The sequence below is a fragment of the Maribacter sp. 1_2014MBL_MicDiv genome, assembly GCF_001865655.1.
Classification (GTDB): Bacteria; Bacteroidota; Bacteroidia; order Flavobacteriales; family Flavobacteriaceae; genus Maribacter; species Maribacter dokdonensis.
The window spans coordinates 4,068,645-4,093,590 of sequence record NZ_CP011318.1 but is presented as its reverse complement, the minus strand read 5'-3'; the positions used below and the strand labels follow the sequence as shown (position 1 = coordinate 4,093,590).

Below are 24,946 nucleotides of genomic sequence, written 5' to 3'. Positions count from 1 at the left end.
TTTGAAACACTGATATTGACCCATATCGGCTAAGTTTACATCGAATTAAATAGATCGTTTCATGAAACAATCCCTTTTTACATTTATAAAATCGCTACGAGAATTTCTAGAAAATAAGCTCAACCAGTACAATACAACGTTACCTTATGTGATAACTGTAATTATTGCCCTGGTTATAGTCGTAGGCGGTATAAATCTATTTGTAGAATTAACAGAGACATTAAAGACCGAAATGCTTGCCAATTATGATACTGCAATAACGGATTATATTGTTTCTAGACGTACACCTGGCTTAACCAACTACTTTAAATTTATGACTAATGTTGGCGATACTTATGGTTATTTAATTGTATTATCCATTTTTTTGTTAGGCTCCCTTTTGGTCTTTAAACGTTGGAAATATATTGTACAGGCAACTTTGGTGTTAGCATTGGCAACAGTTTCAAATATGATGTTAAAACGATTTATTGATAGAGCTAGACCGGGAATAGAACATTTGGTCTCTGTGGAAACCTTAAGTTATCCTAGCGGACATGCCATGAGTGCAATGGCTTTCTATGGCTTTCTCATTTTTTTGGTGATTAAATTCGACATTCAAAAAGTGTTTAAATACTTATTGGTGATAGTATTGTTAACGGTAATTTTAAGTATTGGTATTAGTCGAATTTATTTAGGGGTGCACTTTCCATCCGATATTGCGGGCGGATTCATCGCTGGTTTTATCTGGGTTGTTTTCTGTGTTTTGGTATTTGATCTAATTCAATTATTTAAACGCGACCCCAAAACATAAGTAAAGTTCAACTTTAATAAAAAAATAACGTAGCTGAAGTACTATTGAAAAAATGGTATCTGTATTTTAGTTACACTAAAAACTTCACAAATTATAGATATTGAACATCATGAAATCATCTTCAAAAATTGCCTTGGTTACAGGTGGTAGCCGTGGAATCGGTAAGAATATTGCATTAAAGATCGCCGAAAAAGGATTAGATATAATTTTGACCTACCACTCCAAAAAAGAGGCTGCTGAACAAGTGGTCAAACAAATTGAAGAACTGGGTCAAAAAGCAGTAGCATTTCAGTTAGATACCAGTGAGATTGCTAGTTTCTCTAGTTTTTTTAAGAGAATTAGCATGTATTTGAATGAAAATTATCGCGTAGCTAAATTTGATTATTTGATAAATAATGCCGGAACGGGAATTTACAAGCCTTTTTTAGAAACCACCGAAGCCGATTTTGATGATATGATGAACATTCACTTAAAAGGCGTTTATTTTCTAACCCAACATGCCGTAGACCAATTAAATGATGGTGGCGGTATTATAAATATATCCTCTGGGTTGGTACGTGTTACCATACCGGGTTCTTCTGCGTATGCAAGTATGAAAGGTGGTATTGATGTATTTACAAGGTTTTTGGCAAAAGAGTTGAGTTCAAAAAAAATAAGGGCAAATGTAGTGGCTCCTGGTGCCGTTGGTACAGACTTTGGTGGTGGCGCAAATAAAGATAATGAGGAAAGACGTCAGAAAATTAGTAGTAATACGGCTTTAGGTCGCGTTGGTGAACCTGAAGACATAGGAGGTGTTGTAGCCTTTTTGTGTACAGAAGATGCAGCTTGGATCAACGGTCAACGTATTGAAGCGACCGGGGGATTGATGTTATAAGAAATATTGATTCTTAGGTAGATACCTAGCGAATAGTCTAGTTTTCATTTTAATTATCATTAAATTTAAATGCTAATCTATTTTTATATACATATAATTATGATGAAAAAAATTACGCTACTTATCGCCTGCCTTAGCTTAATTTCTACAGTTAGTTTTGCCCAAAGTTTTAGGGGCTTAGATAAAAGTCCGTTAGACAGGGCGTATTTACCTGATCATTTTGCCCATGATATAAAATTTGCTCCAGAGCGAAATTTACCTGACAGCCCTATTCTAAAAATAGATTATAGTAGACCCCAAAAGAAAGGTCGCCAAGTTTTTGGTGGTATGGTCAAATACAATGAAATATGGCGACTTGGTGCTAATGAGGCAACTGAGATAAAGGTTTATCAAGACGTTAAAATAGATGGTAAATTACTTAGGGAAGGAACGTATACTATGTATGCTATACCTACCGAAGAGATATGGACCATTATATTTAACAGCGATGTTGATCAATGGGGACACTATAGCTATGATGATAAAAATGATGTTCTAAGAGTTGATGCACATGTCTTACAAAACGATCAACCCGTAGAAGAATTTTCCATTCAATTTGAAGACTCAGAACAAGGTGTTGCTCTAATGTATATTGCTTGGGATATGAACAGGGTTGAGATTCCTATTGGTTATTAATAATCTATAGTATTAGATTTGAAAACCATACCCGACATATCATTTCAAGATGCCGATAATAAGCACAGTTTTGAGTGTTTAAATCTGACCAAGTTCTTTGCTAGAATCCCTGAAATAACAGACCATAACCCTACCCAACCACACAGAATTCATTTTTTTGCGTTATTGATCGTTACAGATGGCAATGGCACACATCAAGTAGATTTAAAAGATTATACCGTACAAAAAGGCTCGGTACTAAAATTGGCAAAAGGTCAAGTTCATGCTTTTCAAAAGAATGCCACTTACAAAGGGTTTTTGGTGTTGTTTACAGAAAATTTCGTGATGAACCACTTCTCAAAATCCTCGATCAATATGATTTCGCATCTGTATAATTATCACATCACATCCCCTATTTCAGAAAATGAAGAGTTAAATCATTCCTTTATACAGGAATTAAATGAAGAGCTTAGGAATTCAAATGATTATGCTAGAAATAATATAGTAGCCTCTTTGATCAATCTTTATTTATTGAGACTTGAACGAGAATTTGATCAGCAATTACCCCATAATAATGCAAAGAATTACACCATTTTCATCGCATTTAAAAACTTAGTAGAACAAAATTATGCTACTACAAGGAATGTGAAAGACTATGCCGAAATGCTTACCATTACTACCAAACACCTAAATGAAATAGTTAAGGAATTTACCTTGGACACAGCTAAAACCTTTATTGACGGTTACGTAATTCTTGAAGCAAAAAGATCAATTGTCAGTACAGATAATGGCTTTAAAGAAATAGCATATGAAATTGGCTTTGATGAGCTTACAAATTTCACCAAATTCTTTAAAAAAAATACTGGTGTTTCTCCTAAAACATTCAGAACCAGTGTAATTTAATTACTCACATTTACCATTCTTAGCCTCATTTTGATAATAGAATACCACTATTGCCATTTTAGTTTTGCAGTGTAGAATTACACTTAAAATCAACTAAAATGAAAATTATGAAATCAAAATTATTCGCAATTAGTCTGTTTACGATGGCAATAGCCAGCTGTAATAGCCCAGAAAAAAAAGTTGAGACTGTTTTAGAAGTAACTAGTTTCAATATCAAGACAACCGTAAGTGAATTGGAATTTAACAAATTAGATGCTGAAGTAGAAGAAACTTTTACAAGTAAGCAACCTGGTTTTATTAGACGTCAAAGCGGTGTTGACGAACAAGGTAGATATGTGGTATTGGTATATTGGAAATCAGTTGCCGATGCAGAAGCTTCAATGAATAAATTTATGTCAGATGAGTCTGTTGCCAGTTATGCAGGTATGATCGATGGTTCTTCAATGAAGATGTCCCGTTTTACAATAACCGATGAATTTACGGCTACGAATAGCACATTTACAGAAGTAATGACCTTTAAATTAAAGGAAGGTGCCAATGTTGAAGCTTTTAATACGGTAAACGACCGGGTTGGACCAGAATTCAGTGAAAAACAAACCGGATTTTTACAACGAATTACTGGGTTTAATAAAAAAGGAGAACAAGTTGCTGTTGCGTATTGGGACACAAAAGCGCATTCAGATGCAGTAATCAATGATTTTATGAATGCCGCGGTTGCTAAAGAATTCATGGGGATGATGGATCAGTCCACCATAGATATGATTAGATTTCAATCGCTTACTTCTTTAAAGAATGTAAAATTATCTAATAAAGACAAAGTTGTTGCGTTATTGAACAGCTTTAATACAGGTGACCAAACACCTATTTCCTACATTAATTCTAATATGTACATTCAGCACAATTTAGAAGTGGCAGATGGCTTACAAGGTTTTAGTGAAGTAATGCAACATGCCCCGGAAGGAGGCTTTAAAGCAAATGTGCTTCGTGCTTTTCAAGATGGGGATTTTGTGTTTGCGCATACTGAATATGACTTTTTTGGACCAAAAGCAGGATTTGATATTTTCCGTTTTGAAGATGGAATGATCGTTGAGCATTGGGACAACCTATTACCTGTTCAAAAGCCGAATCCAAGTGGCAGAACTCAATTTGACGGTGCCACTACTCTGACCGATCTAGATAAGACAGAAGCAAATAAAGCTGTAGTCAAAGGTTTTATAGAAAATGTGCTTTTAAATCATGAAATGGATAAGGTGACCAACTACATCAACACAACAACGTACATTCAACATAATCCCGCTGTGGCAGATGGCTTGGATGGTTTTGGGGCAGCAATGAAATATTTTGCGGATAACGGTCTGGTAATGCAGTATGATGAACTACATATGGTTTTGGGTCAGGGCAACTATGTGCTAAGCGTTAGCGAAGGTAAATTCGGTAAAGGCGACCATACCGCTTATTATGATCTATTTAGATTGGAAAATGGTTTAATTGTAGAACACTGGGATGTTATTGCTACTATACCTGCAAAATCTGAATGGAAAAACGAGAACGGAAAATTCTAATTCCCTCTAGAAAGTAAAACACCTCAGGGCAAGCCCATGAGGCATTCAAAGGAATCAAACTTTTAAATTCAAGACAAGCTTAGGGGTATTATACCCTTTGGCGGTGACAATAAAATTCTTAGCAAAGGAATAGCCGTTAACACGGTTGTTCCTTATAAAAGGTTCAAAATATGATAATTGCAGCACAGCAAAAAATAGCAGCTACATTGGCAAATTTGTATGAAGATGCCAAATACGATGATATAAGAATAATGAGGGCTTTGACGAAAAGCATTCTAGGACCTATACGACCCATACATTTTAAGGATACCTACCTGGCCATCTCAAAAAAACAAGGAGAAGATATAGTACATCTTATTAAAGAAAATCGAATTAAAAATGTGGTTGAATTCGGTTCTTCATTCGGTATATCTACTTTGTATTTAGCCGAGGGTATTCTAGAAACAAATGGCAGTATTGTTACAACCGAACTTATAGATTCTAAAGCAAAAAAAGCCATTGAGAATTTTAAAAATGCTGGTGTTGATCACCTAATAGAAATGAGAATTGGCGATGCTATGGAAACACTTAAAGGATATGCGGAACCTATAGATTTATTATTTCTTGATGGATGGAAAGATTTATACCTATCCCTTTTTCTAATGCTAGAACCTAATTTTCATAGTAAAACAATAGTATACGTGGATAATGCGGAAATGCACGATACAAAACGATTTTTAAAAGCGATACAACAAACAAACAAATACCATTTAACACCAAAGTATGACGGTAAAGTGGTAATAATTAAATCTAAATAGTATGAGTGATATAAAAATTTGCCCAACATGTGGCAGCAAGTCGAAATTCAAAGAAAAAGATGGTGTAAAAACGTACACCGCAGTACAAGATGATGAGGCATTCAAAAAAATTGGTCAAATGAAAAAGGCAATGCAAAAGTTTAAGGACAAAGCAGAAGCTTTGGAAAAAGAATTGAATGAACTAAAAGCCTCTTTATAATATGTCATTTATAAAAAAGAATTATGGTTGGATTATAGTAACCATTCTTGCCATAATACCAATGTTCATTTTAAGTACTATGTTGAAAATTGATACTTCTAATGGATTTGTTTTCACTTTAGTTGAAAATGGAGGTAAAGAAGGCATGTCAACTTTAGAAATGTTATACCATATCACAGGTGAATTTTCAATAAGATGGATGACCGCCGTGTTGACCTGTACTCCGTTTTTTATCCTGTTTGGTATCCATAATCTATTTGTAAGACAAGCTATGGGTATAGCTACGGCTGTATGGAGTCTGTTGCATTTTGTCATATTTATTTGGGCAGAAGGTTTTTCGGAAACCTTTACCCAATTCAATTATATAGCCGGATTCATAGCCGTTTTAATATTGATTCCGTTGTTGTTCACTTCAAGCAGAAAGTGGATGAAAAAATTAAAACGTACATGGAAAAAGCTTCAAAGTTTGGCATATTTGGCTATTATACTTAGCCTTTTACACGTAGCCATTTTAGAAAAAACATGGATTATTTATGCGGTAATCGTGGGTATTGGTTTCATAATCAGAATTCCGTCAGTAAAAGAAAAAATTATGAGCCGAAGAAAGAATAAAACTCAAGCAGCTTAAGAAAATTAAGTAGTATTTTATATAACAAACAGTTGATTCTGAGATAAGGAATAAAATATAATCTCTATTAACGGGTAAAAAATAGAATGAAATGAAAATAGCAGTAACATCGGCAAGTGGAAAATTAGGTGCATCCATTGTAAAGTATCTTATCAATTTAATAGGAAAAGAAAATGTAATCGGCATTGCCAGAACAACTGAAAAAGCTACATATTTAGATGTAGAAATCAGAAAGGGAGACTACAATAGTCGCGAGGATTTTAATGAAGCATTACAAGGTGTAGATGCCGTTCTTTTGGTATCTGGCATGGATGAACCTCAAAAACGAATTCAGCAACACAGAAATGTGATTGAAGCTGCCAAACAAAATGGAGTACAAAAAATAGTGTACACCAGTATTGTGGGAGATGAAATTAATAACGCCTTCAGCCCTATTGTACAAAGCAACCGTCAAACAGAAAAAGATGTACAGAATTCCGGACTCAACTGGGTTATAGGAAGAAACGGAATTTACATAGAACCAGATTTGGAATATATAGATACCTATGTAAAAGAAGGAAGAATAGAAAACTGTGCCGGTCAAGGAAAATGTACCTATACCAGCCGAGAAGAACTAGGTTTTGCCTATGCAAAATTACTCGTAGAAAACAAACATAATGGCAATGTTTATAACCTAATTGGCGAACCCGTTACACAAAGTGAGTTGGCCGAAAACATCAATAAGGTGTATGGTACTAACTTAATCTATAATTCAGTAACAATTGATAGTTATGCAGCAGATAGAAAAGCCGCATTAGGTGATTTTATGGGTACGGTAATTGCAGGCATTTACGAGGGAATTAAAAACGGTGCCAATGATGTACAATCGGATTATGAAAAGGCTGCCGGTAGAGAGCATATATCAAATTTAGAAATGATAAAGAATTTTAATTTAGGAAACTGATGGCTAACGCCAATTAATCTTTATAAAGCGTTGGTTCTTTTCAAATTCTTTAGGAGTTTTATCTAAAATCTCATGTCTAAGTGCATCTAATAACACCTCTTTTGAAAAAGTTTGTTGAACAACTAGACTTACTTCCCTAACCGGTTTTGGTTTTTGAAAATGAAGTACATGGCCATTATCATTAGTGCTAATGGCCATTTCAGGCACTAAGGTAAATCCTCCATAATTATCTACCATTTTCTTTAAAGCTTCAATAGAACCGCTTTGAAACTGAATATTTCCGTTAGTATTGGTGTGCCCACAAATATTTAGAACCTGGTTTCTAAAACAATGTCCTTTCTCCAGTAACCATAAATTAGTTAACCCTTCCATTTCATCAACAGATATTTTGTTCTTATCCTTATCTATAAAACCGGGCTGACCATAAAAGACAAAAGGCTCATTGTATAGTTTTATTTCCCTTAGGTGGGCATCGTTCAATGGTGTTACCAATAGACCTATATCTATTTCCTTATTGTGTAAAGACCTTATAATTTGGTCACTTTCCATTTCTTCAATCATCAATCTTGTGTTGGGATATTTCTTTGAAAATGGTCCGGAAATTAATGGGATCAAATAAGATGAAATTGTGGGCAATACAGCTAAACGGAATTCTCCTTCAATACTGTTCAACTCAATATTCACCATATTTTTAAGTTCACGGGCTTCTTTCAATATCATCTTCGCCTTCAATATGAACATTTCCCCTAAACTGGTAGGCTTTAAGGGAAACTTACTCTTGTCAAAAATTAAAAATCCTATTTCATCCTCTAATTTTTTAACCTGTATGGTTATGGTAGGTTGGGTAACAAAACACTTTTCTGCGGCCGTAACAAAGTGTCTATAAGCGTCTAGTGCAATCACATACTCTAATTGTTGCAAGGTCATTTAGGTGGCATATTAATTTTAGCAATACAAGTATATAGAGTATTAATTTGATTGATAAGCGCTTCTAATTGAATTTTGCTTCATCATTATAACATAAATCTATAAAGAATGAAAAAAAGATTAGTGACGCTTATCACCCTAGCCTTGGTAGGTGTAGGTTTGGCCCAGTCTAACAACACAATAACTACAAATGGTGGTGTTCCAGTTGGCGATAATCAGAATTCCAAAACCGTAGGTGAATATGGACCCGTTTTATTGGAGGATATTTATTTGGTAGAAAAACTGGCAGCGTTTGATAGGGAAAGAATTCCAGAACGAGTGGTACACCCTAGAGGCGCAGGAGCGTCGGGTTATTTTGAAGCTACTAAAGATATGTCCGAGTTCACAAAAGCGGTATTGTTTTCACAAGTTGGCAAAAAGACAGACCTTGCCGTTCGTTTCTCTACCGTAATACATGGAAAAGGTTCTCCTGAAACTGCAAGAGACCCAAGAGGTTTTGCCGTTAAGTTTTATACGGAACAGGGAAATTATGATATCGTAGGTAACAATTTGCCTATTTTCTTTATCAGGGATGCCATTAAATTCCCGGACATGGTACACTCTTTAAAACCTTCGCCGGTAACCAATAAACAGGATCCTAACAGGTTTTTCGATTTCTTTTCGCATGTGCCAGAATCTACACATATGCTTACAAGATTATATACGGATTTAGGTATTCCAAAAGGATACCAATACATGAACGGTAGCAGTGTGCACGGTTATAAATGGATAAATGCCGAAGGAGATGTTACTTATGTAAAGTATTCGTGGGTTTCTAAACAAGGTGAAAAAAACTTGACTATTGAAGAAGCCGCTGAACAACAAGGCAAAGATTGGCAACATGCTACCATGAGCTTAAGAAAGGATATTGACGATAAAAATTATCCTCAATGGGACTTGTATGTGCAGTTAATTAAGCCAGAAGATATGCATTCTTTCAATTTTTGGCCCTTAGATGCAACTAAAGACTGGCCAGCCGATAAAATTGAAAAAATTAAGATTGGTACCATGACTTTAAATGAGAACCCGGTAAACTTTTTTGAGCAGGTAGAAAGTATTGCTTTTTCTCCAGGTGCTTTAATTCCAGGTGTAGAACCTTCTGAGGATAAATTGTTACAAGGTAGATTGTTCTCTTATTTTGATACACAAAGACATCGTCTTGGTCCTAATTTTTTACAATTGGAAGTCAACAAGCCTTTAGAAGAACCTAACAACTATAATTCTGATAGTTGGAACAGTGCAGGAAATAAAAGATTTGAAAATCCGGATGTGAACTACCAACCAAGTTCAAAAGCGGCTTTAGCAGAAGATCCACAATACAAGCAATCAGAAACTACACTTAGCAATGTTACTATTACACAAAAGAAAATCTCTAAAACCAATGATTTTGCCCAAGCTGGAGATTTTTATAGAACGCTATCTAAACAACAGCAAGAAAATTTAATTAAAAACTTAAGTGGCGATTTAAGTGCTGTAACAGATAAAAACATTCAAAAAACCATGATTGGTCATTTCTATCAAGCAGATAGGGATTTTGGAATGGCTTTAGCAAAAGCACTAGGTTTTTCACAGAAAGATTTCATGCATTAAATATTAATACTAAAAAGAGGGTGCTATTATGCATCCTCTTTTCCAATACAGAAAATAATGAAGAATTTACTAATACTAACTATTATGATAAGTACACTTACAGGTAACGCTCAAAACATTTTTGAGGCTTCTAGAACTGGAGATGTAGAAACATTACGCAATCTTTACAATCAAAATAAGGAGTCAATAAATGCCGTTGATAGTAAGGGATTTACCCCTTTAATATTATCAGCATATAACAACCAAAAAGAGGTTGTTTCATTTCTATTGGAGAAAGGTTGCGATGTAAATGCTAAAGATACATCTGGCAATACGGCACTTATGGGTGTTTGCTTTAAAGGTAATTTTGAAATAGCTAAAATGCTTATTGACAGCGGAGCCAAGGTCAATCAGCAAAACTATAATGATGCAACGGCGTTAATTTATGCCAGCACCTTTGGTCATAAAGATATTGTCAATTATTTGCTAAAAAATGGCGCTGACGCAACAATTAAGGATAACCGTGGTAATACGGCCTTATCACATGCAAAAATGCAGGGCAATAATGAAATAGCCGAACTATTAAAATAGATAGTTACAATACCATTATAAAAACTCGTGAAATAGGATTGGATTACTAAACTAGTATAGTTAACTTTAAGATACTATTCATCATCAAAACTATCTTAATGAACATTGCTGTATTCAGTACCAAATCTTATGACCAAGAGTATTTTGAAAAGTATAATGCCGATTATGACTATAATTTTTCATTTTATGAAACCGCTTTAAATCCAGATACTGCCAAACTTTCGGCAGATTGCAATGTGGTATGTGTTTTTGTAAACGATGTAGTCAATGAAGAAACTATTAAAATATTATCCGCCAACGGTATAGAACTAATAGCACTACGCTGCGCTGGCTACAACAATGTAGATTTAGAAGCTGCGGAGAAAGAAGGCATAAAGGTAGTAAGAGTACCTGCCTACTCACCAGAAGCGGTTGCAGAGCATGCCTTGGCTTTGATATTGACCCTTAACCGTAAAACACACAAAGCTTACAACCGGGTCAGGGAAGGCAACTTTTCATTAAAGAACCTTATTGGTTTCAACCTGAGCAATAAAACCATAGGTATTATTGGAACGGGAAAAATTGGAGCAACATTCTGTAAATTATTAAAAGGTTTTGGTAGTAAGTTAATTGCATATGACATTGCTGAAAATGAAGAATTGGTAGCTGCAGGAGTAGAATTTTTACCATTAGAAGAGGTATGTAAACAGTCGGATATTATATCGTTGCACTGTCCTTTAAACAAACATACCAAGCATATCATCAATAAAGCATCTATTGCTAAAATGAAGGATGGTGTTATGATTGTCAATACCAGTAGAGGTGCCCTGATCAAAACGGAAGATGCCATTGCCGGACTAAAAGATAGAAAAATAGGATATTTGGGAATCGATGTTTATGAGCAGGAAGAAAATCTGTTTTTTGAGGATCATTCAGAACATATCATTCAAGATGATATGATATTGAGACTATTAAGTTTCCCTAATGTGTTGATTACATCGCATCAGGCATATTTTACAAAAGAAGCAATGGATCAAATAACTACGATCACCTTAAACAATATTAAATCATTTGAGACAGGTAGCGAGTTAGAGAACGAGGTAAAGTAACTAATTTCAATTTTAGGGGGTATGAAGGCATTTACCAAGTATAAATATGGCGGTCCGGAGATTCTTCAAATGGAAGAAGTTGCTAAACCGGTAGTTAAAACCAATCATATTTTGGTAAAGGTAATGGCGAATTCCGCTAACCCGGCGGATTGGCATATTCTACGGGGAAAGCCCTTTTTTGCTAGATTTTCGTTCGGACTTTTTAAACCCAAGGATGCTATATTAGGTGCTGATTTTGCAGGAATTATAGAAGAAATTGGTTCTGGCGTGCAGCATTTTAAAATCGGAGCCCATGTATTTGGTGAAATGTTAGGTGGTGGTGCTTTTGCAGAATTTGCTTGTGTTCCGGCCAATGTTTGTGCTAAAATGCCAGAGCATGTAAAATTCACTACCATGGCAGGTGTTCCCATTGCCGGTCTAACAGCTTATCAGGCCATAATTACGCATGGTAACATAAAAAATGGAGAATCTGTATTGATTAATGGGGCATCTGGTGGTGTGGGTCATTTTGCGGTACAAATTGCCAAGGCATACGGAGCACATGTAACGGCTGTATGTTCTTCCAGAAATTCGGACTTTGTAAAATCAATTGGTGCAGATTATATCATTGGGTATGATAAGGAAGATATTCACCAGCATAAAGGAGATTATGATGTAGTCATTGATGTTCATGGCAACCTAACGCATTCCGATTATACACGAATGGGCAAAAGAGGTGTTATGGTCGGTTTTACTACTATAGGACATATGTTTGCCGTTTTATTGAAAAAAGCTTTCAGTAAGTTCCCATTGACCCAATTTACGGCTGAAGCGAATACTAAAGATTTGAAAGTTTTGGCTTCTCTTATTAAAGAAGAGCGCATCAAGGTCCACATAGAAAAGTCATATCCGTATACCCAGATACCAGAAGCAATAGCACATATTGAAAAAATGCGTACACGAGGTAAAGTGGTAATGGTTTGGCAAGATATTCATGAATAGAAGGTTATTCTTCATTATCTCAATAGAAAATGTCCTATAATTTATTAATTGTTTAAACTATTCCTATCTTATCGCTTTATATCGAAAGAAAATGAAAAAACATATAATTGCCTTGGCATCGTTAGTAACAATTTTTTGTTTTACTAATTGTAAGAACACAACCAAGAAAACAAATGATGCTCCTATTGAGAATGATCCAGAAGAAATGGTTTACGCAAGTGAAGTAATTCCGTTCTTTGATGATTGGAAATTAATTTTGGGCGATGGTTCAAATGCGGGAGTAGCCAATAACTTTGAAAATAAAGATTTCTTCTACGTTGACAATGATGGCAAAGATGATTGGGTAGTTTTTAAAGCACCCAATGGAGGGAATACGCATGGCTCTTCCAATAATACCAGGACCGAACTGGCGCAAATTAAAAAATGGTACCCAAAAACGGCAAATGACAGATTGACGGCAACTCTTAAAGTAATGAACGTGTCATCTACGGGAGATGCCCGTGTGGCAGCAACCCACGCGGTAGTTGTGGGTCAAATTCATAGCGCAGATGCCTTTGAAAACGAGCCATTGAAAATCTTTTATAAAAAATACCCAGGTCATACCAAAGGCTCTGTATTTTGGCATTATGAAATCAATACCGCTGGCGATGATAATTCTAAGAGGTGGGACTACTCTACTGCTGTTTGGGGCAATGATTTTTCGGTAGTTGGTGAAACTGCGGACACCTATCCTACAGAACCTGAAGATGGCATAGCGCTAGGTGAAGAATTCAGCTATGAGGTTGTTGTAAAAGACGGAATCATGAGCTTAAAGTTTATGAGTGACGGACATGATACCAAAACGTATACCAAAAATTTATTGGAATCGGAATACCCAACACAGGCGGATATACCTGAGCAAACCAAGAAATTGTTCTTCCCTATTGGTCAAGATGGTGTAGAACGAAAAGAAGCATACGCTGGTGAAGGCTGCTTTTTTAAATTGGGCGCTTATAATCAAACCAACGGAAAATCTCCAGATGAAAACATGAACTGGTGTTCTGGTGCAGAAACCCATGGTGGCGATATTCAAAAGCAATATGCCGATGGCAATTATGCAGAAGTTTGGTTCAAAACGGCTAGTATAGAAGTTAGCGATGCTGCAGTATCAAACGAAGGGTATTTCTCTAAAAACGATGATTACAAATCAAAGTAAACCTTTAATACTTATTTCGTTACAATTTTAAATTCAAGTTTTTCAACTTTTGTGGAAATTTCTGACCTACCATTTTTTATGGTAAAACCACCTACTAGATAATGTTCATTGTTATAGGTAACTAATTTAGCACTTCTACGACTTTCATAAAAAGGAGTATCCATAGTGCCAAAAGTATCGGTAAGAACGTTATAGTAATAAAAATTTAAAGTAGACGGATCAGAGATGATATTTCCTTCACTATCAACCGTAGGAACACCACCTAATCCAAAAATGAAATAATCTCCAAATTGACAAGCAACACCATCATCTAAAAATTTTTCGGTTTCTAAACTATTTATTGTTTCAAAAGTTGTAAAATCTTCATTGAAATTAGAAATTTTCATACTTTCCCAACCACTTAGACTAACTATATAATTGGTATTGTTCTTTGTAAAAGCGTTGGATGAAATAGGATACCAACCACCATCATTAGAATAGGTGCTATGTATGTTCAGCTCATTGGTCAATAAATCATAAACAAAGATATTTTCTTTACCGTTTGTTTGATCTACGAAATAAACCGCATTATCCTCTTCAACATAAAAACCTTCCTTAGAAAAGATGCCTAAAGTATTGGTAAGTACTTGTACTCTATCCCAGTTTGCCATCTCAAAATCGTAAGTATATAATCCTTTTCTAACCAGCCTATACCATTTATCATTACGAATAAAATTAATTCCTAATTCATAATCAGGATCCGGTGTGTCATCATCCGTTGCAATTAAACTCCATGAATTCGTTGCAAAATCAAACATATACGTTTCGTCTTCCACGGTGGTATACATTTTGTTCCCATGCACAAAACAATCACCAATACTTTTACCAAACGTATCATCTACCAATGTTGCTCCTACAAAATCAATCCCCTCAACAACATCTTTTTCTTCCTTAGTTTCATCTAAAATTAGAGCATCGTCTTCTGTATCGGAAGAACAGGAAAATATCAAAAATGTCAAAAGCAAAAAGGTACTTTTAATAATCTTATTCATAGTTACTTCATTTATAAATGATAAAAATTGTTCGCGGTTAACAATAACTATTTTTTAACGAAGTAAAATTGTAATTATTTCAAGGCACTTAAAGATGTCGTTAATAACTTTACACAATACTAATACATTATTGTTTTCTATTTTTTTGAATTTAGCGAACTTAGTTGCTCACCAAAATAATCGATTATAATTATTCAATGAGCAGTATTTCCGAGATATTACAAAAAATAAGAAGTAAGAGTCCTTTAGTTCATAACATTACCAATTATGTAGTCATGAACAATACTGCCAATGCTTTATTGGCTATTGGTGCATCTCCTGTAATGGCACATGCTAAAGAAGAGGTCAAGGATATTGTTACTATTTCTTCTTCACTGGTCATCAATATGGGAACACTGAGCGACAAATGGGTAGAAAGTATGCTAATGGCAGCAGCACAAGCCAAGGCGACCAATACCCCTTTTGTTTTCGACCCGGTTGGCGTTGGTGCATCTGCATACAGAACGGAAGTGGCACAGAAGATCATAGAGACAGCAATACCCAATGTAATTCGTGGAAATGCCTCGGAGATAATGGTCTTGGCTAAATTGACCAATTCCACTAAGGGTGTGGATAGTACAATGGATACCCAAGATGCCATTGAAGGTGCTACCCTACTTGCCAAGCAACTTAATAATACCGTAGTGATCAGTGGTGCTATAGATTACATCATCACTGCAGATACTATTAGTAAAATAGAAAATGGAAGCCCGCTTATGGCAAAAATTACTGGTATGGGCTGTACGGCAACCGCTATGGTAGGTGCTTGTTTGGGGGTTGAGGAAAATACACATTTAGCTGCAGTTACTGCAATGGCCATTATGGGTGTTGCAGGTGATATGGCAAATGATAAGAGTACCGGTCCGGGTAGTTTTCAAATGAATTTTTATGATAGTCTATATGAGCTTTCCCCTGAAGTTTTAGCGGTAAAAGTTAAGACGAATGCCTAAAATAGATTACACTTTAATGTATGTTACCGATGATAGTATTAGGGACGATAATTCCTTTTTTGCTATTCTAGAAGCTGCTTTAAAGGGCGGTGTAACTTCGGTACAATTACGTGAGAAGACCTGCGACACGGCTACATTTTACAAACGTGCCGTTCATGCAAAAGAGTTGTGTGTTGTTTATAACATTCCATTGATCATTAACGACCGTATAGACATTGCACTGGCAGTGAATGCAGACGGAGTTCACATTGGGCAAACCGATATGCCATTTAACGTTGCCAGACGTCTACTAGGAAAAAGTTCCATTATCGGACTATCGGTAAGTACTTTGGAACAAGCTATAAAGGATAATGCCCAAGCGGCAGATTATATTGGCATCTCCCCTATTTTTTCAACGGATACGAAGACTACAGATTTAGCAAAACCCTTAGGTCTTTCGGGTCTTAGATCAATACGGAAAGTATATAACAAACCTATGGTCTGTATTGGTGGTATCAACAAAAATAATACAGCGGAGATTATAAGCAACGGTGCCGATGGTATTGCCGTAGTTTCCGCAATTTCAAAAGCAGTTGAACCTCTAACGGCAACAAAAGAATTAAAACAAATAGTATGCAAGACTGGTACACACTAGTAAGACAAGAAACAGATTTTATTCTAGAAGCAATAAAACAACAGCCTTTTATCAAAGAACTGATGAACGGCACGCTGTCATCGGATGTATTTCAATTTTATATCAATCAAGATGCCATGTATTTGGCAGAGTATAAAAAAGTACTTGCTACGGTGGGAGTTAAGTGTCAGCATGAAAACGACACACAATTTTTTCTGGATTCGGCAACCGGCATTATTCATGTTGAAAATGCGCTACATCAAATTTTCTTGAAAGATAATCGGTTAACACACGAGCCCTCGCCTACTTGTGAATTGTACACTAGTTATTTAACGCGTATGGTAGCAAACCATTCTTTAGAAGAAGCGTTGGCAGCCGTGCTCCCCTGCTTTACCATTTACAAAGAAATTGGGGATTACATTCAAGAAAACCAAACCAATAAAGCAGATAATCCATATCAAGAATGGATAGATACCTATGGCGGGGAAGAATTTGCAGCTTCGGTTAATAATGCGGTAGCCATTACTAATAAGTATGCGGAAAATGCTTCAGAAGAAGTTTTACAAAAAATGAAAACAGCTTTTATAAAAGCATCTAAATTGGAATGGATGTTTTGGGATAGCGCCTATAATAAAGAAGCATGGAAGATTTAAATAGAACCTATAATAGTGTGTTAAGTATCGCTGGGAGCGATTCTGGCGGTTGTGCAGGTATACAGGCAGATATTAAAAGTATTAGCGCCTGCGGAGCATTTGCGGCAACGGTAATAACGGCCACCACAGCTCAGAATACGCAAGGTGTAACAGATATACACGCTATACCCATTGCACATTTGGAAAAACAACTGGATGCCGTATTGAGTGATATTTATTTTGGCGCCATTAAAATTGGCATGCTTCATTCTTGCGAGGTAATCAATATGGTAGAAACTAAATTGACCGAGTATAAAGCAACTAATATTGTATTGGACCCTGTTATGGTGAGTACATCCGGTCATAAATTAATTGCGGACGATGCTATTGAATGTTTAAAGGATTTTCTACCAAAGGTGAGCTTGATTACGCCTAACATACCCGAAGCGGAATTATTGATCAATGAAAAAATCAATGTGGACAACATGAAAGCTATGGCACAAAAAATTGGTGAACAGTTTCAAGTCTCCGTTTTGTTGAAAGGTGGTCATGTGGATAATGATTCTTTTATTATGACCGATGTTTTTTATGTTCATGAGACCAAAACAGTAAAAATCATCACCAACCCAAGGGTAAACACTACTAATATACATGGTACCGGTTGTAGTCTTTCTTCAAGCATTGCAGCTTATTTAAGTTTAGGATTTACTATGGATGAAGCAATTACAAAAGGGTGTAATTACGTAAACCAAGCTATTGCCGCGGGTAAAGATAAAATCTTGGGTCATGGCAATGGTCCTATTAATCATTTTGGATTGTAACTCAGAATATAAGACCATCAATGATTTTCGACCCTTTAATAGCGCATGTCAATAAAATTATTCATTTATCAAAAGATGAAGAACAAGAATTTTGCAGCTATTTTCATCTAAAGACTATTGATAAAAAAGATTTCATATTACAACAAGGTGAAATCTGCAAGTTTGAAGGTTTTGTGCTAGAAGGTTGTTTTAGAACGTTTACCCTGGACAAAAAAGGTAATGAAAACACCATGTTCTTCGCCGCAAAAGATTGGTGGCTTATGGACATAGATAGTTTTATGAACAACAAACCTTCAGAATTGAACATTCAGGCTTTAGAGGATAGTCAAGTGCTAATTATTAACAGGAAGAACAAGGAACAACTATACGCGGCAATACCGTCTGCAGAAAAATTGTTTCGCATCATGTTTCAGAAGTCCGTCGTGGCATGGCAGCGCAGGTTGGTGCAAAACCATAGCTTAACGGCAAAAGAAAGATATCTTCTCTTCATATCTACCTACCCGGAAATTGCTTCTAAATTAACGGATCGGCAGACTTCTAGCTATCTCGGCATCACACATGAATTTCTAAGTAAAATAAAAAAGCAGCTTTAAATTTCATTAAATTAACCATAGTTGAACAAGTTCAACTTTATTCTCGGTACTGTTTTCAATTTTTGTAAAGCAAAACAGCATAGAGAGGTATGAAACAATTACTAAAAGTAAACCGACTGATACTTACATTGGTATTTTTAATACTAATGGATGGCGCTTATGCGCAAGTGACCTACAACATTACCCACAATGAAGCTTTGGAAGTGTTACTTGAAGCAAAGTCAAAAGCGGAAGCCGATGGCGTACTTGTAAATATAGCTGTGGTAGATGCCGGTGCTAACCTAAAAGCGTTTATAAGAATGGACCAATCTTTTTTAGGAAGCATTGATGTAGCGATCAAAAAAGCAAAAACGGCAAGGTATTTTAATATGGATACCGGTGAACTGGGCGAACTGACACAACCTGGCGGTATTATTTATAATATTGAACATTCTAATGACGGACTCATGACTTTTCCCGGTGGCTATCCTATTAAAAACAAGCAAGGAGAAATCATTGGGGCAATTGGTGTTAGTGGCGGTACTATAGATCAAGACAGGGAAATTGCCATTGTAGGTGCCAAATACGTTTTAAATTAAGCATACATAATGACGATGAACAACAAGAAAATCATGAATACATTTAAATATGTGCTTGCTGCAATTTTCGCGATAGCGCAGATAGGCAATGCACAGTCTACGGATGATTTAATGCTGTACAGAAAGGATTTTAAAGCCATTTCTGGTGAAAACACTGTTTCTGTTACTAGCTATGAGAAAGGCGGTAAACATTATGTATTTGCCGGCGGTGTGGGCAATATAGATGTGTATGGATTAAATGAAGACGGAATTCTTTCTCCCATAAGCGACCATGAACTGCATATGAAAAAAGGTCCGGCACGGGGTATGGTAGCCACCCGTATTAAAAACAATGACTTTTTATTTGTAGCCAACAAACATGGTAATGTAATTGAAAGCTTTAAAATATTAGGTTCTGGATCTTTAGAACGTACGGCATTGACCGAAGATACAGAAGACACTTATTTGGGCACCGCCATTACCTTACAGGTAGTACATATGAAAAATGGGTCTTATTTATTTGTTGGCGGACTAGAGGAAAATCCCGGTCTAAGTTGTTTTCAAATTCAGGAAAATGGAGCGCTTACCCACGTACAATCAATGAAAGATGATGAAACGGTACATACAGACGGTATTATTGGCATGTATGTGCACCAAGTAAAAGGTAAAACCTATTTATATACCGGTGGTTTTCAAGATAATGGCGTTAGCAGCTTTAGGGTGTATGAAGATGGAACGTTCAAGAATATAAATAATATAAGTGACAACAAAACAGATCGCTACCTCACGGGCACTTACCCAGTTACCGGAGTTACCTTGGAAGATCAGCATTATGTAATTGTAGGTCACAGACATCATAAGTACTACAAAAGGGGCAATTTTATAAAAAGAAAAGATTTTGTGTACCATGGTGACGGTGTAAGTGTTTTCAAGGTCGATAAGAAGGGTGCATTAGTACCACATTTTGTTCTGAAGGATGACGAGAGCACCAAACTATCCGGACAAACAAGAATAGAAGTCATTTCGGTCAATACTGATGAAGCGGTATTGGCGGTAGGCACTAGAGATGATGAGGCTATACAATTGCTAAAGTTGAATAAGGAAGGGGTCCTTAGCCCTATGAACTATTTAGAAACGGGTTATTCCATTTATTACGGTTTAAGGTCGCACTCCATTGGCGAAAAGGATTTTCTCATTGCAGGTTCGTTTCGGTTCGATTTACATAAATTGGTGACCTACAACGTACTGCCCAAAATAAATAGAGATCATAAAAAACTGAGGCACGTGGTCCATTTAAAATATAAATCTGATGCTACCAATGATGAGATTAAAGAAGCGGAACAAGCTTTTGTAGCCCTTAAAGACCAAATTCCACAGATCACTGCATTGGAATGGGGAATAAATGATAGTGAAGAAGGCGCCAGCAAAGGTTTTACACATACCTTCACGCTGACATTTAACGATGAACACGGTAGGGAAATTTACCTTTTTCATAAAGCCCACTTAGATTTGGTAGCCAAAGTAGGACCTATCATTGCCGATGTTTTGGTAATGGATTATTGGACGGAGGAATAGTCCAACATCAAAAACACCGTGAATAACTTGATTATAAGTACGGTAACATGTAATTGCTTTGTTTTTTAATTATATCGACCTTTAGTTCTTAATTAATGGAAGAGAAGTTAAAACAACATATTCAAAAATTAGTGCCTCTTACAGATGATGAATTTGTAGAAGTGCTTTTATACTTCTCATTCGAAAATTATAGTAAAAAGGATTTTCTTATCCGGCAGGGAGAAAAAATAAATCACTGTTATTTTATTGTCTCCGGACTCTTAAAATTGGTGTTGGTAGACCAAGATGGTAAGGAACATATTATTTCATTTGCCATGGAAAATTGGTGGGAAAGTGATTTTGCCGCCTATTTCATGCAAACCAATGCTTCCATGTCATTACAGACAATTGAACCCACCAGTGTATACGCTTTACCCCTTGAAAATTATCATGCCTTGTCATCGGCATTTCCAAAAATGGAGCGTTTCTTTTTAATAAAATCAAATTTAGGTCATATCGCCTCGCAAAATAGAATTGTATCTTTTCTAACATCAGACTCCAAAGGTAGGTATGAACAATTGCTAAAAACATATCCGGCGCTATTTCAACGCGTACCAAAAACCTTGTTAGCTTCATATTTGGGTGTATCACGAGAAACACTTAGCAGATTATCCTCTTAGCCTTTCCTAGTTTTATAATTGTGATGTATGTCACACTTCAACGATGCTTTAATTCAAATATTTGTAGTGTAAAAATGAACAACAAATATAAAATAGCATGGAACGAAGAATAATTAATCCCTGGGAATGGCAGAATGAAAGAAGTTATGTCCAAGCCGTTGAAGTCGTAAAGCCCGAAGCTACGTTGTACATCTCCGGTCAAACAGCTATAGACGCTGCAGGTATATCCAGTACTGGCAATATGAGAAGCCAACTTACGGACACCATAATCAATTTAGAAAAGGTCATTGATGAAGCTGGGTATGCATGCAGGAATATTGTGCGATTAAATATTTACACCACGTCATCAGATGAATTCTTTGCTTCTTTTGATATTTTTCAAGACTGGATAAAAAAGCATGAGATCAAATAGACCAGTACAGTTTTGGAAGTTAAAAGCCTATTTGAAACCTTAAAAGTTGAGTTAGAGGTCACTGTGGTGCGGTAGTTATCGTTATCAAACCAAAAGAAAAGCTTCATTTAATTTTTGATGTATCTGCAACAAAATTGCTTTCGTCATTCTCGTTTTATACTTTTGATTGACTTTAATAGCAGCTATGGAATACGCAGAAAATATATTGGGAACAATTGGTAATACTCCCCTTGTAAAGATCAATACACTTACGGCAGAATTGCCTTGTTTGGTATTGGCTAAATATGAGACGTTTAACCCTGGTAATTCGGTTAAGGATCGTATGGCCTTAAAGATGATCGAGGATGCTGAAGCGGATGGAAGATTGCAACCTGGCGGCACCATTATTGAAGGTACCTCTGGCAATACAGGTATGGGTTTGGCGTTGGCTGCCATTGTAAAAGGCTACAAATGTATTTTTGTATTGGCGGATAAACAGTCCAAAGAAAAGTGCGACATTCTACGTGCCGTAGGTGCAGAAGTGGTCGTGTGCCCTACTGCTGTTGAGCCAGATGATCCACGCTCCTATTATTCGGTTTCTAAAAGATTGGCTAAAGAGACGCCTAATAGTTGGTATGTAAATCAGTATGACAACCCAAGTAATGCCAAAGCCCACTACGAAAGCACCGGACCGGAAATTTGGAAACAGACCGATGGTAAAATCACTCATTTTGTAGTTGGTGTGGGTACGGGCGGAACAATTTCTGGTGTGGGCATGTACTTAAAAGAACAGAATCCCAACATAAAAGTTTGGGGTATAGATACCTATGGTAGCGTATTTAAAAAATACCACGAAACGGGAATTTTTGATGAGAAAGAAATCTACCCTTACGTAACCGAAGGTATTGGCGAAGATATTCTACCCAAAAACGTAAACTTTGATATTATTGACGGATTTACCAAAGTAACCGATAAAGACGGTGCTGTATACACCCAGCGTTTGGCAAAGGAAGAAGGTATGTTCTTGGGCAATTCTGCCGGTTCTGCCATTAAAGGCGTTTTGCAGTTAAAGGAACACTTTACCAAAGATGATGTTGTGGTGGTTTTATTTCATGACCACGGAAGCAGGTATGTCGGTAAAATGTTCAATGATGATTGGATGCGCAAGCAGGGCTATATAGAATAGTCCTACCCTAGCCATTTTTACATTTGTTTCACGAACTTTAAGAAGACCTCTTTATGGCGTCCTAAGTCCATATTAGGGGAAAGCGACACACGTGCGATATAATCTTTATCGTCCTCTTTGGTGGTACCTTGTGTTGACGTTGCCGGTATGGTCCAATAACACCCTTTTAATTGTCCGTAGCTGACGCAATACTTACTTTCATCAGGTATTTCGGTAATCATTAAATCGATCAATAGGGCGTTCATTTTTCTTTTGTATGCCTCCTTTTCTTCTGGAGTATTCCCTTTTGTAGGTAGGTCCAAAGAAAAGACCGATGGCGTAAAACCTTCCTTTGCCAATGCCTCGGAAACAAAATTGATTTTCGCCGTAGGCAATGTTTTTTCTAGAAAGGAAACAAAGTCTCGTGTATTGACATAGGCATCATGAATTCGCTGCATCATAGACGGCATTTGTTTTGCTAAAATTTCATATTGCAAATTCGTAGCTTCATTATCACAAAGGGCTAAGTGCAACTGTATTTTTTCGATCAAAGCTTCCGCTTTCTTATTCGCAATGCAATATCCGGCGGTACACTTACCACCACTTGGAAATTTAGAACCACTGGCAAATGAAATGGTTCTAACAGATGAAAGAACGTCGGAATCCCCTAAAAAATGGACATTTGGGCAAAACGTTTGGTCCAAAATAAATACGGGATCAATAGCCTTGCTCCCAGTATCGGTTTTTCGCTTGGCACTTAATACAGCCCTTAGTTTTTGAAGGTCGGGAACTTCAACTCTGGGGTTCGTTGGTATTTCTGCAATAATATAAGGTATGGCATCTTGGGCAGCTATTTGTTCTAAAACATGATCAATGCTTTGCACCATATCATTGTCACCATCTACCAGTAAATCCACAATTTCTATGGCATCGCTGCAAGCGGCAACGCGCCTTGCTTGATCATTGGTACCACCGTAGCAATTTGGCGGAACCACAATTTTAATGGCTTTGCCCTTATGGTTTTCCAAAGCGTCATGCACCAAGCCCATTAGAATCGCATATTGAACGGATAAGCCGCTAGATGCTACCAATGGTGTGGTCTGGCTGCCACTCACCTCTCGTATCAAATCCAACACGGCAGCTTTATGCTCCGTTGTGTTGGTGATTACCGAATTTTCAGCCGGTAGTTGCACCAAAGCCCGTAAAGCGTTCAAACAATTATAAGGTGTCATGGCAACGGTTTCCCTACGTCTAAAATGCTGAATATCTGAAATGTAATGTATATTTTCTGCACCGTTGATAAGCAAAACACTTCCCAATTCTGCATGCATAGTAACGTAAAAATCAATATGTGATGATACGCTTATTGCTGAACTATCATGTTGCTGTGAGATAAAAATGGTACTGCCATTGAACGATTCCACATCAGCGGGACTAGCTACTTTTTTCAACTCAAAAGAAAAACCGTAAATGGATTTTAGTACATCAATATCAAATGCACTTGGGAGTTCCTTGGTATATGTAATAAGCGTATTTCTCTGGTCTAAAAGATTTTTTCTTAAAATGGCTAAAATAGGTGCCGTCTTAGATTGAAAACTGATCACCTGCTCAGCCGGTAACCCTTTGATATTCCCAATTGCCCATTCTAGAACGCAGGACAACGGGTGCCCTAAACGAATGTAGTCATACGCCGTAGGTAAATTGCTCAATGCTAAAGTACTGGCGTTCTCTTCTCTTGCTAGTTGTATAAACTGGTCTAAAAACTGGACTTTAGCCAGTTCTTCATTGTAAATATCCAACCGATGCGTGGTTAAGTTTAACCAATCTTGTGGCATATGTTCAATGACCTTTGTAATATATGCTAGCATTTTATTTACTTCCATTTTTTAGCAATTTATTGAAAGCTCGAAATTACGTAATTATTGGTTGTTTTCAGTGTTCAGTGGGCAGTATCAGTATGTAGTTACAGTTGGCAGTTTTAGCACTATATTTTCGTTGATAACTCTGCATAACTCATTTTGTAAGTACTTGCGTACAACTATTGAAATATAGAACTTAGCTTTGTCTTCCCCGAAAAATTATTAATGTAAAAGTTAAAAGGATTTTGTGCCGAACTTACTCTAGTATTAAAACACATTTAACGTTAAGTTGGTTACAAACTTAAAATAAATTAACTCACT

Annotated in this window: 27 protein-coding genes; 24 read left to right on the top strand and 3 right to left on the bottom strand. The window is 36.5% G+C overall.

What is annotated here, in order from left to right:
• The first annotated feature begins 61 nt into the window (after nt 1-61).
• The 9 genes from YQ22_RS17305 to YQ22_RS17265 all read left to right on the top strand — a co-directional run bounded on the left by YQ22_RS17305 (nt 62) and on the right by YQ22_RS17265 (nt 7,350).
• Complete coding sequence (locus YQ22_RS17305) at nt 62-790, top strand: phosphatase PAP2 family protein (protein WP_071342195.1); 729 nt, start codon at nt 62-64, stop codon at nt 788-790.
• 109 nt (nt 791-899) lie between these two features.
• On the top strand, nt 900-1,664 hold the full coding sequence (locus YQ22_RS17300) for an SDR family NAD(P)-dependent oxidoreductase (RefSeq protein ID WP_071342194.1): 765 nt from the start codon (nt 900-902) through the stop codon (nt 1,662-1,664).
• Nucleotides 1,665-1,763: 99 nt separating this feature from the next.
• Nucleotides 1,764-2,339 carry a DUF2911 domain-containing protein gene (locus YQ22_RS17295; RefSeq protein ID WP_198033493.1) on the top strand — a complete coding sequence of 192 codons (576 nt, stop codon included), beginning with the start codon at nt 1,764-1,766 and terminating at the stop codon, nt 2,337-2,339.
• Between the two features lie 18 nt (nt 2,340-2,357).
• Nucleotides 2,358-3,221 carry a helix-turn-helix transcriptional regulator gene (locus tag YQ22_RS17290; RefSeq protein WP_071342193.1) on the top strand — a complete coding sequence of 288 codons (864 nt, stop codon included), beginning with the start codon at nt 2,358-2,360 and terminating at the stop codon, nt 3,219-3,221.
• 107 nt (nt 3,222-3,328) lie between these two features.
• Entirely contained in the window at nt 3,329-4,783 is a 1,455-nt protein-coding gene (locus YQ22_RS19345) for a hypothetical protein (protein WP_232231230.1), read from the top strand.
• Between the two features lie 170 nt (nt 4,784-4,953).
• Nucleotides 4,954-5,580, top strand: coding sequence for an O-methyltransferase (locus YQ22_RS17280; RefSeq protein WP_071342192.1), 627 nt, complete (start codon nt 4,954-4,956; stop codon nt 5,578-5,580).
• 1 nt (nt 5,581) lies between these two features.
• The gene (locus YQ22_RS17275; protein ID WP_071342191.1) at nt 5,582-5,779 is read left to right on the top strand and encodes a hypothetical protein; all 198 of its coding nucleotides are present in this window, start codon (nt 5,582-5,584) and stop codon (nt 5,777-5,779) included.
• A gap of 1 nt (nt 5,780) precedes the next feature.
• Nucleotides 5,781-6,407 (top strand): ferric reductase-like transmembrane domain-containing protein, encoded by a 627-nt coding sequence (locus YQ22_RS17270; RefSeq protein WP_071342190.1) that lies wholly within the window; start codon nt 5,781-5,783, stop codon nt 6,405-6,407.
• Nucleotides 6,408-6,498: 91 nt separating this feature from the next.
• Entirely contained in the window at nt 6,499-7,350 is an 852-nt protein-coding gene (locus YQ22_RS17265) for an SDR family oxidoreductase (RefSeq protein ID WP_071342189.1), read from the top strand.
• Nucleotides 7,351-7,353: 3 nt separating this feature from the next.
• Here YQ22_RS17265 and YQ22_RS17260 read toward each other — a convergent pair whose 3' ends face one another.
• A complete protein-coding gene (locus YQ22_RS17260; protein ID WP_071342188.1) occupies nt 7,354-8,277 on the bottom strand; it encodes a hydrogen peroxide-inducible genes activator in 924 nt (307 codons plus the stop codon).
• A 108-nt stretch (nt 8,278-8,385) separates the two neighbouring features.
• Here YQ22_RS17260 and YQ22_RS17255 point away from each other — a divergent pair, with 108 nt between their 5' ends.
• The 5 genes from YQ22_RS17255 to YQ22_RS17235 all read left to right on the top strand — a co-directional run bounded on the left by YQ22_RS17255 (nt 8,386) and on the right by YQ22_RS17235 (nt 13,740).
• Nucleotides 8,386-9,906, top strand: coding sequence for a catalase (locus tag YQ22_RS17255; protein ID WP_071342187.1), 1,521 nt, complete (start codon nt 8,386-8,388; stop codon nt 9,904-9,906).
• A gap of 57 nt (nt 9,907-9,963) precedes the next feature.
• A complete protein-coding gene (locus YQ22_RS17250; RefSeq protein WP_058102697.1) occupies nt 9,964-10,476 on the top strand; it encodes an ankyrin repeat domain-containing protein in 513 nt (170 codons plus the stop codon).
• A 98-nt stretch (nt 10,477-10,574) separates the two neighbouring features.
• On the top strand, nt 10,575-11,564 hold the full coding sequence (locus YQ22_RS17245) for a 2-hydroxyacid dehydrogenase (protein ID WP_071342186.1): 990 nt from the start codon (nt 10,575-10,577) through the stop codon (nt 11,562-11,564).
• Between the two features lie 21 nt (nt 11,565-11,585).
• Nucleotides 11,586-12,545: an NAD(P)-dependent alcohol dehydrogenase gene (locus YQ22_RS17240; protein WP_071342185.1), complete on the top strand. Its 960-nt coding sequence runs from the start codon at nt 11,586-11,588 to the stop codon at nt 12,543-12,545.
• Nucleotides 12,546-12,636: 91 nt separating this feature from the next.
• Nucleotides 12,637-13,740, top strand: a complete 1,104-nt coding sequence (locus tag YQ22_RS17235; RefSeq protein WP_071342184.1) for a polysaccharide lyase family 7 protein — start codon at nt 12,637-12,639, stop codon at nt 13,738-13,740.
• A gap of 11 nt (nt 13,741-13,751) precedes the next feature.
• On the opposite strand, the gene YQ22_RS17230 is transcribed toward YQ22_RS17235, so the two are convergent.
• Nucleotides 13,752-14,771 carry a hypothetical protein gene (locus YQ22_RS17230; protein ID WP_071342183.1) on the bottom strand — a complete coding sequence of 340 codons (1,020 nt, stop codon included), beginning with the start codon at nt 14,769-14,771 and terminating at the stop codon, nt 13,752-13,754.
• Nucleotides 14,772-14,968: 197 nt separating this feature from the next.
• Between YQ22_RS17230 and thiM the strand changes: the two genes are divergently transcribed.
• The 10 genes from thiM (at nt 14,969) to YQ22_RS17180 (ending at nt 22,787) form a co-directional block, all read left to right on the top strand.
• Nucleotides 14,969-15,760 carry a hydroxyethylthiazole kinase gene (gene thiM, locus YQ22_RS17225; protein WP_071342182.1) on the top strand — a complete coding sequence of 264 codons (792 nt, stop codon included), beginning with the start codon at nt 14,969-14,971 and terminating at the stop codon, nt 15,758-15,760.
• On the top strand, nt 15,753-16,394 hold the full coding sequence (gene thiE, locus YQ22_RS17220) for a thiamine phosphate synthase (protein WP_071342181.1): 642 nt from the start codon (nt 15,753-15,755) through the stop codon (nt 16,392-16,394). The genes thiM and thiE overlap by 8 nt, the downstream gene beginning before the upstream one ends.
• Nucleotides 16,373-17,026, top strand: a complete 654-nt coding sequence (gene tenA / locus YQ22_RS17215; protein ID WP_071342180.1) for a thiaminase II — start codon at nt 16,373-16,375, stop codon at nt 17,024-17,026. The genes thiE and tenA overlap by 22 nt, the downstream gene beginning before the upstream one ends.
• The gene (gene thiD / locus YQ22_RS17210) at nt 17,014-17,826 is read left to right on the top strand and encodes a bifunctional hydroxymethylpyrimidine kinase/phosphomethylpyrimidine kinase (RefSeq protein WP_071342179.1); all 813 of its coding nucleotides are present in this window, start codon (nt 17,014-17,016) and stop codon (nt 17,824-17,826) included. The genes tenA and thiD overlap by 13 nt, the downstream gene beginning before the upstream one ends.
• A gap of 20 nt (nt 17,827-17,846) precedes the next feature.
• A complete protein-coding gene (locus YQ22_RS17205) occupies nt 17,847-18,419 on the top strand; it encodes a Crp/Fnr family transcriptional regulator (RefSeq protein WP_058102690.1) in 573 nt (190 codons plus the stop codon).
• Nucleotides 18,420-18,565: 146 nt separating this feature from the next.
• A complete protein-coding gene (locus YQ22_RS17200; RefSeq protein WP_435371077.1) occupies nt 18,566-18,997 on the top strand; it encodes a GlcG/HbpS family heme-binding protein in 432 nt (143 codons plus the stop codon).
• 33 nt (nt 18,998-19,030) lie between these two features.
• Nucleotides 19,031-20,551, top strand: coding sequence for a Dabb family protein (locus YQ22_RS17195; protein ID WP_071342634.1), 1,521 nt, complete (start codon nt 19,031-19,033; stop codon nt 20,549-20,551).
• 95 nt (nt 20,552-20,646) lie between these two features.
• Entirely contained in the window at nt 20,647-21,210 is a 564-nt protein-coding gene (locus YQ22_RS17190; protein WP_071342177.1) for a Crp/Fnr family transcriptional regulator, read from the top strand.
• A gap of 97 nt (nt 21,211-21,307) precedes the next feature.
• Nucleotides 21,308-21,622 carry a RidA family protein gene (locus tag YQ22_RS17185; protein WP_335626239.1) on the top strand — a complete coding sequence of 105 codons (315 nt, stop codon included), beginning with the start codon at nt 21,308-21,310 and terminating at the stop codon, nt 21,620-21,622.
• Between the two features lie 184 nt (nt 21,623-21,806).
• Nucleotides 21,807-22,787 (top strand): PLP-dependent cysteine synthase family protein, encoded by a 981-nt coding sequence (locus YQ22_RS17180; RefSeq protein WP_071342176.1) that lies wholly within the window; start codon nt 21,807-21,809, stop codon nt 22,785-22,787.
• Nucleotides 22,788-22,804: 17 nt separating this feature from the next.
• Here YQ22_RS17180 and YQ22_RS17175 read toward each other — a convergent pair whose 3' ends face one another.
• Nucleotides 22,805-24,649: a PLP-dependent transferase gene (locus YQ22_RS17175; protein WP_071342175.1), complete on the bottom strand. Its 1,845-nt coding sequence runs from the start codon at nt 24,647-24,649 to the stop codon at nt 22,805-22,807.
• Nucleotides 24,650-24,946: the final 297 nt, after the last annotated feature.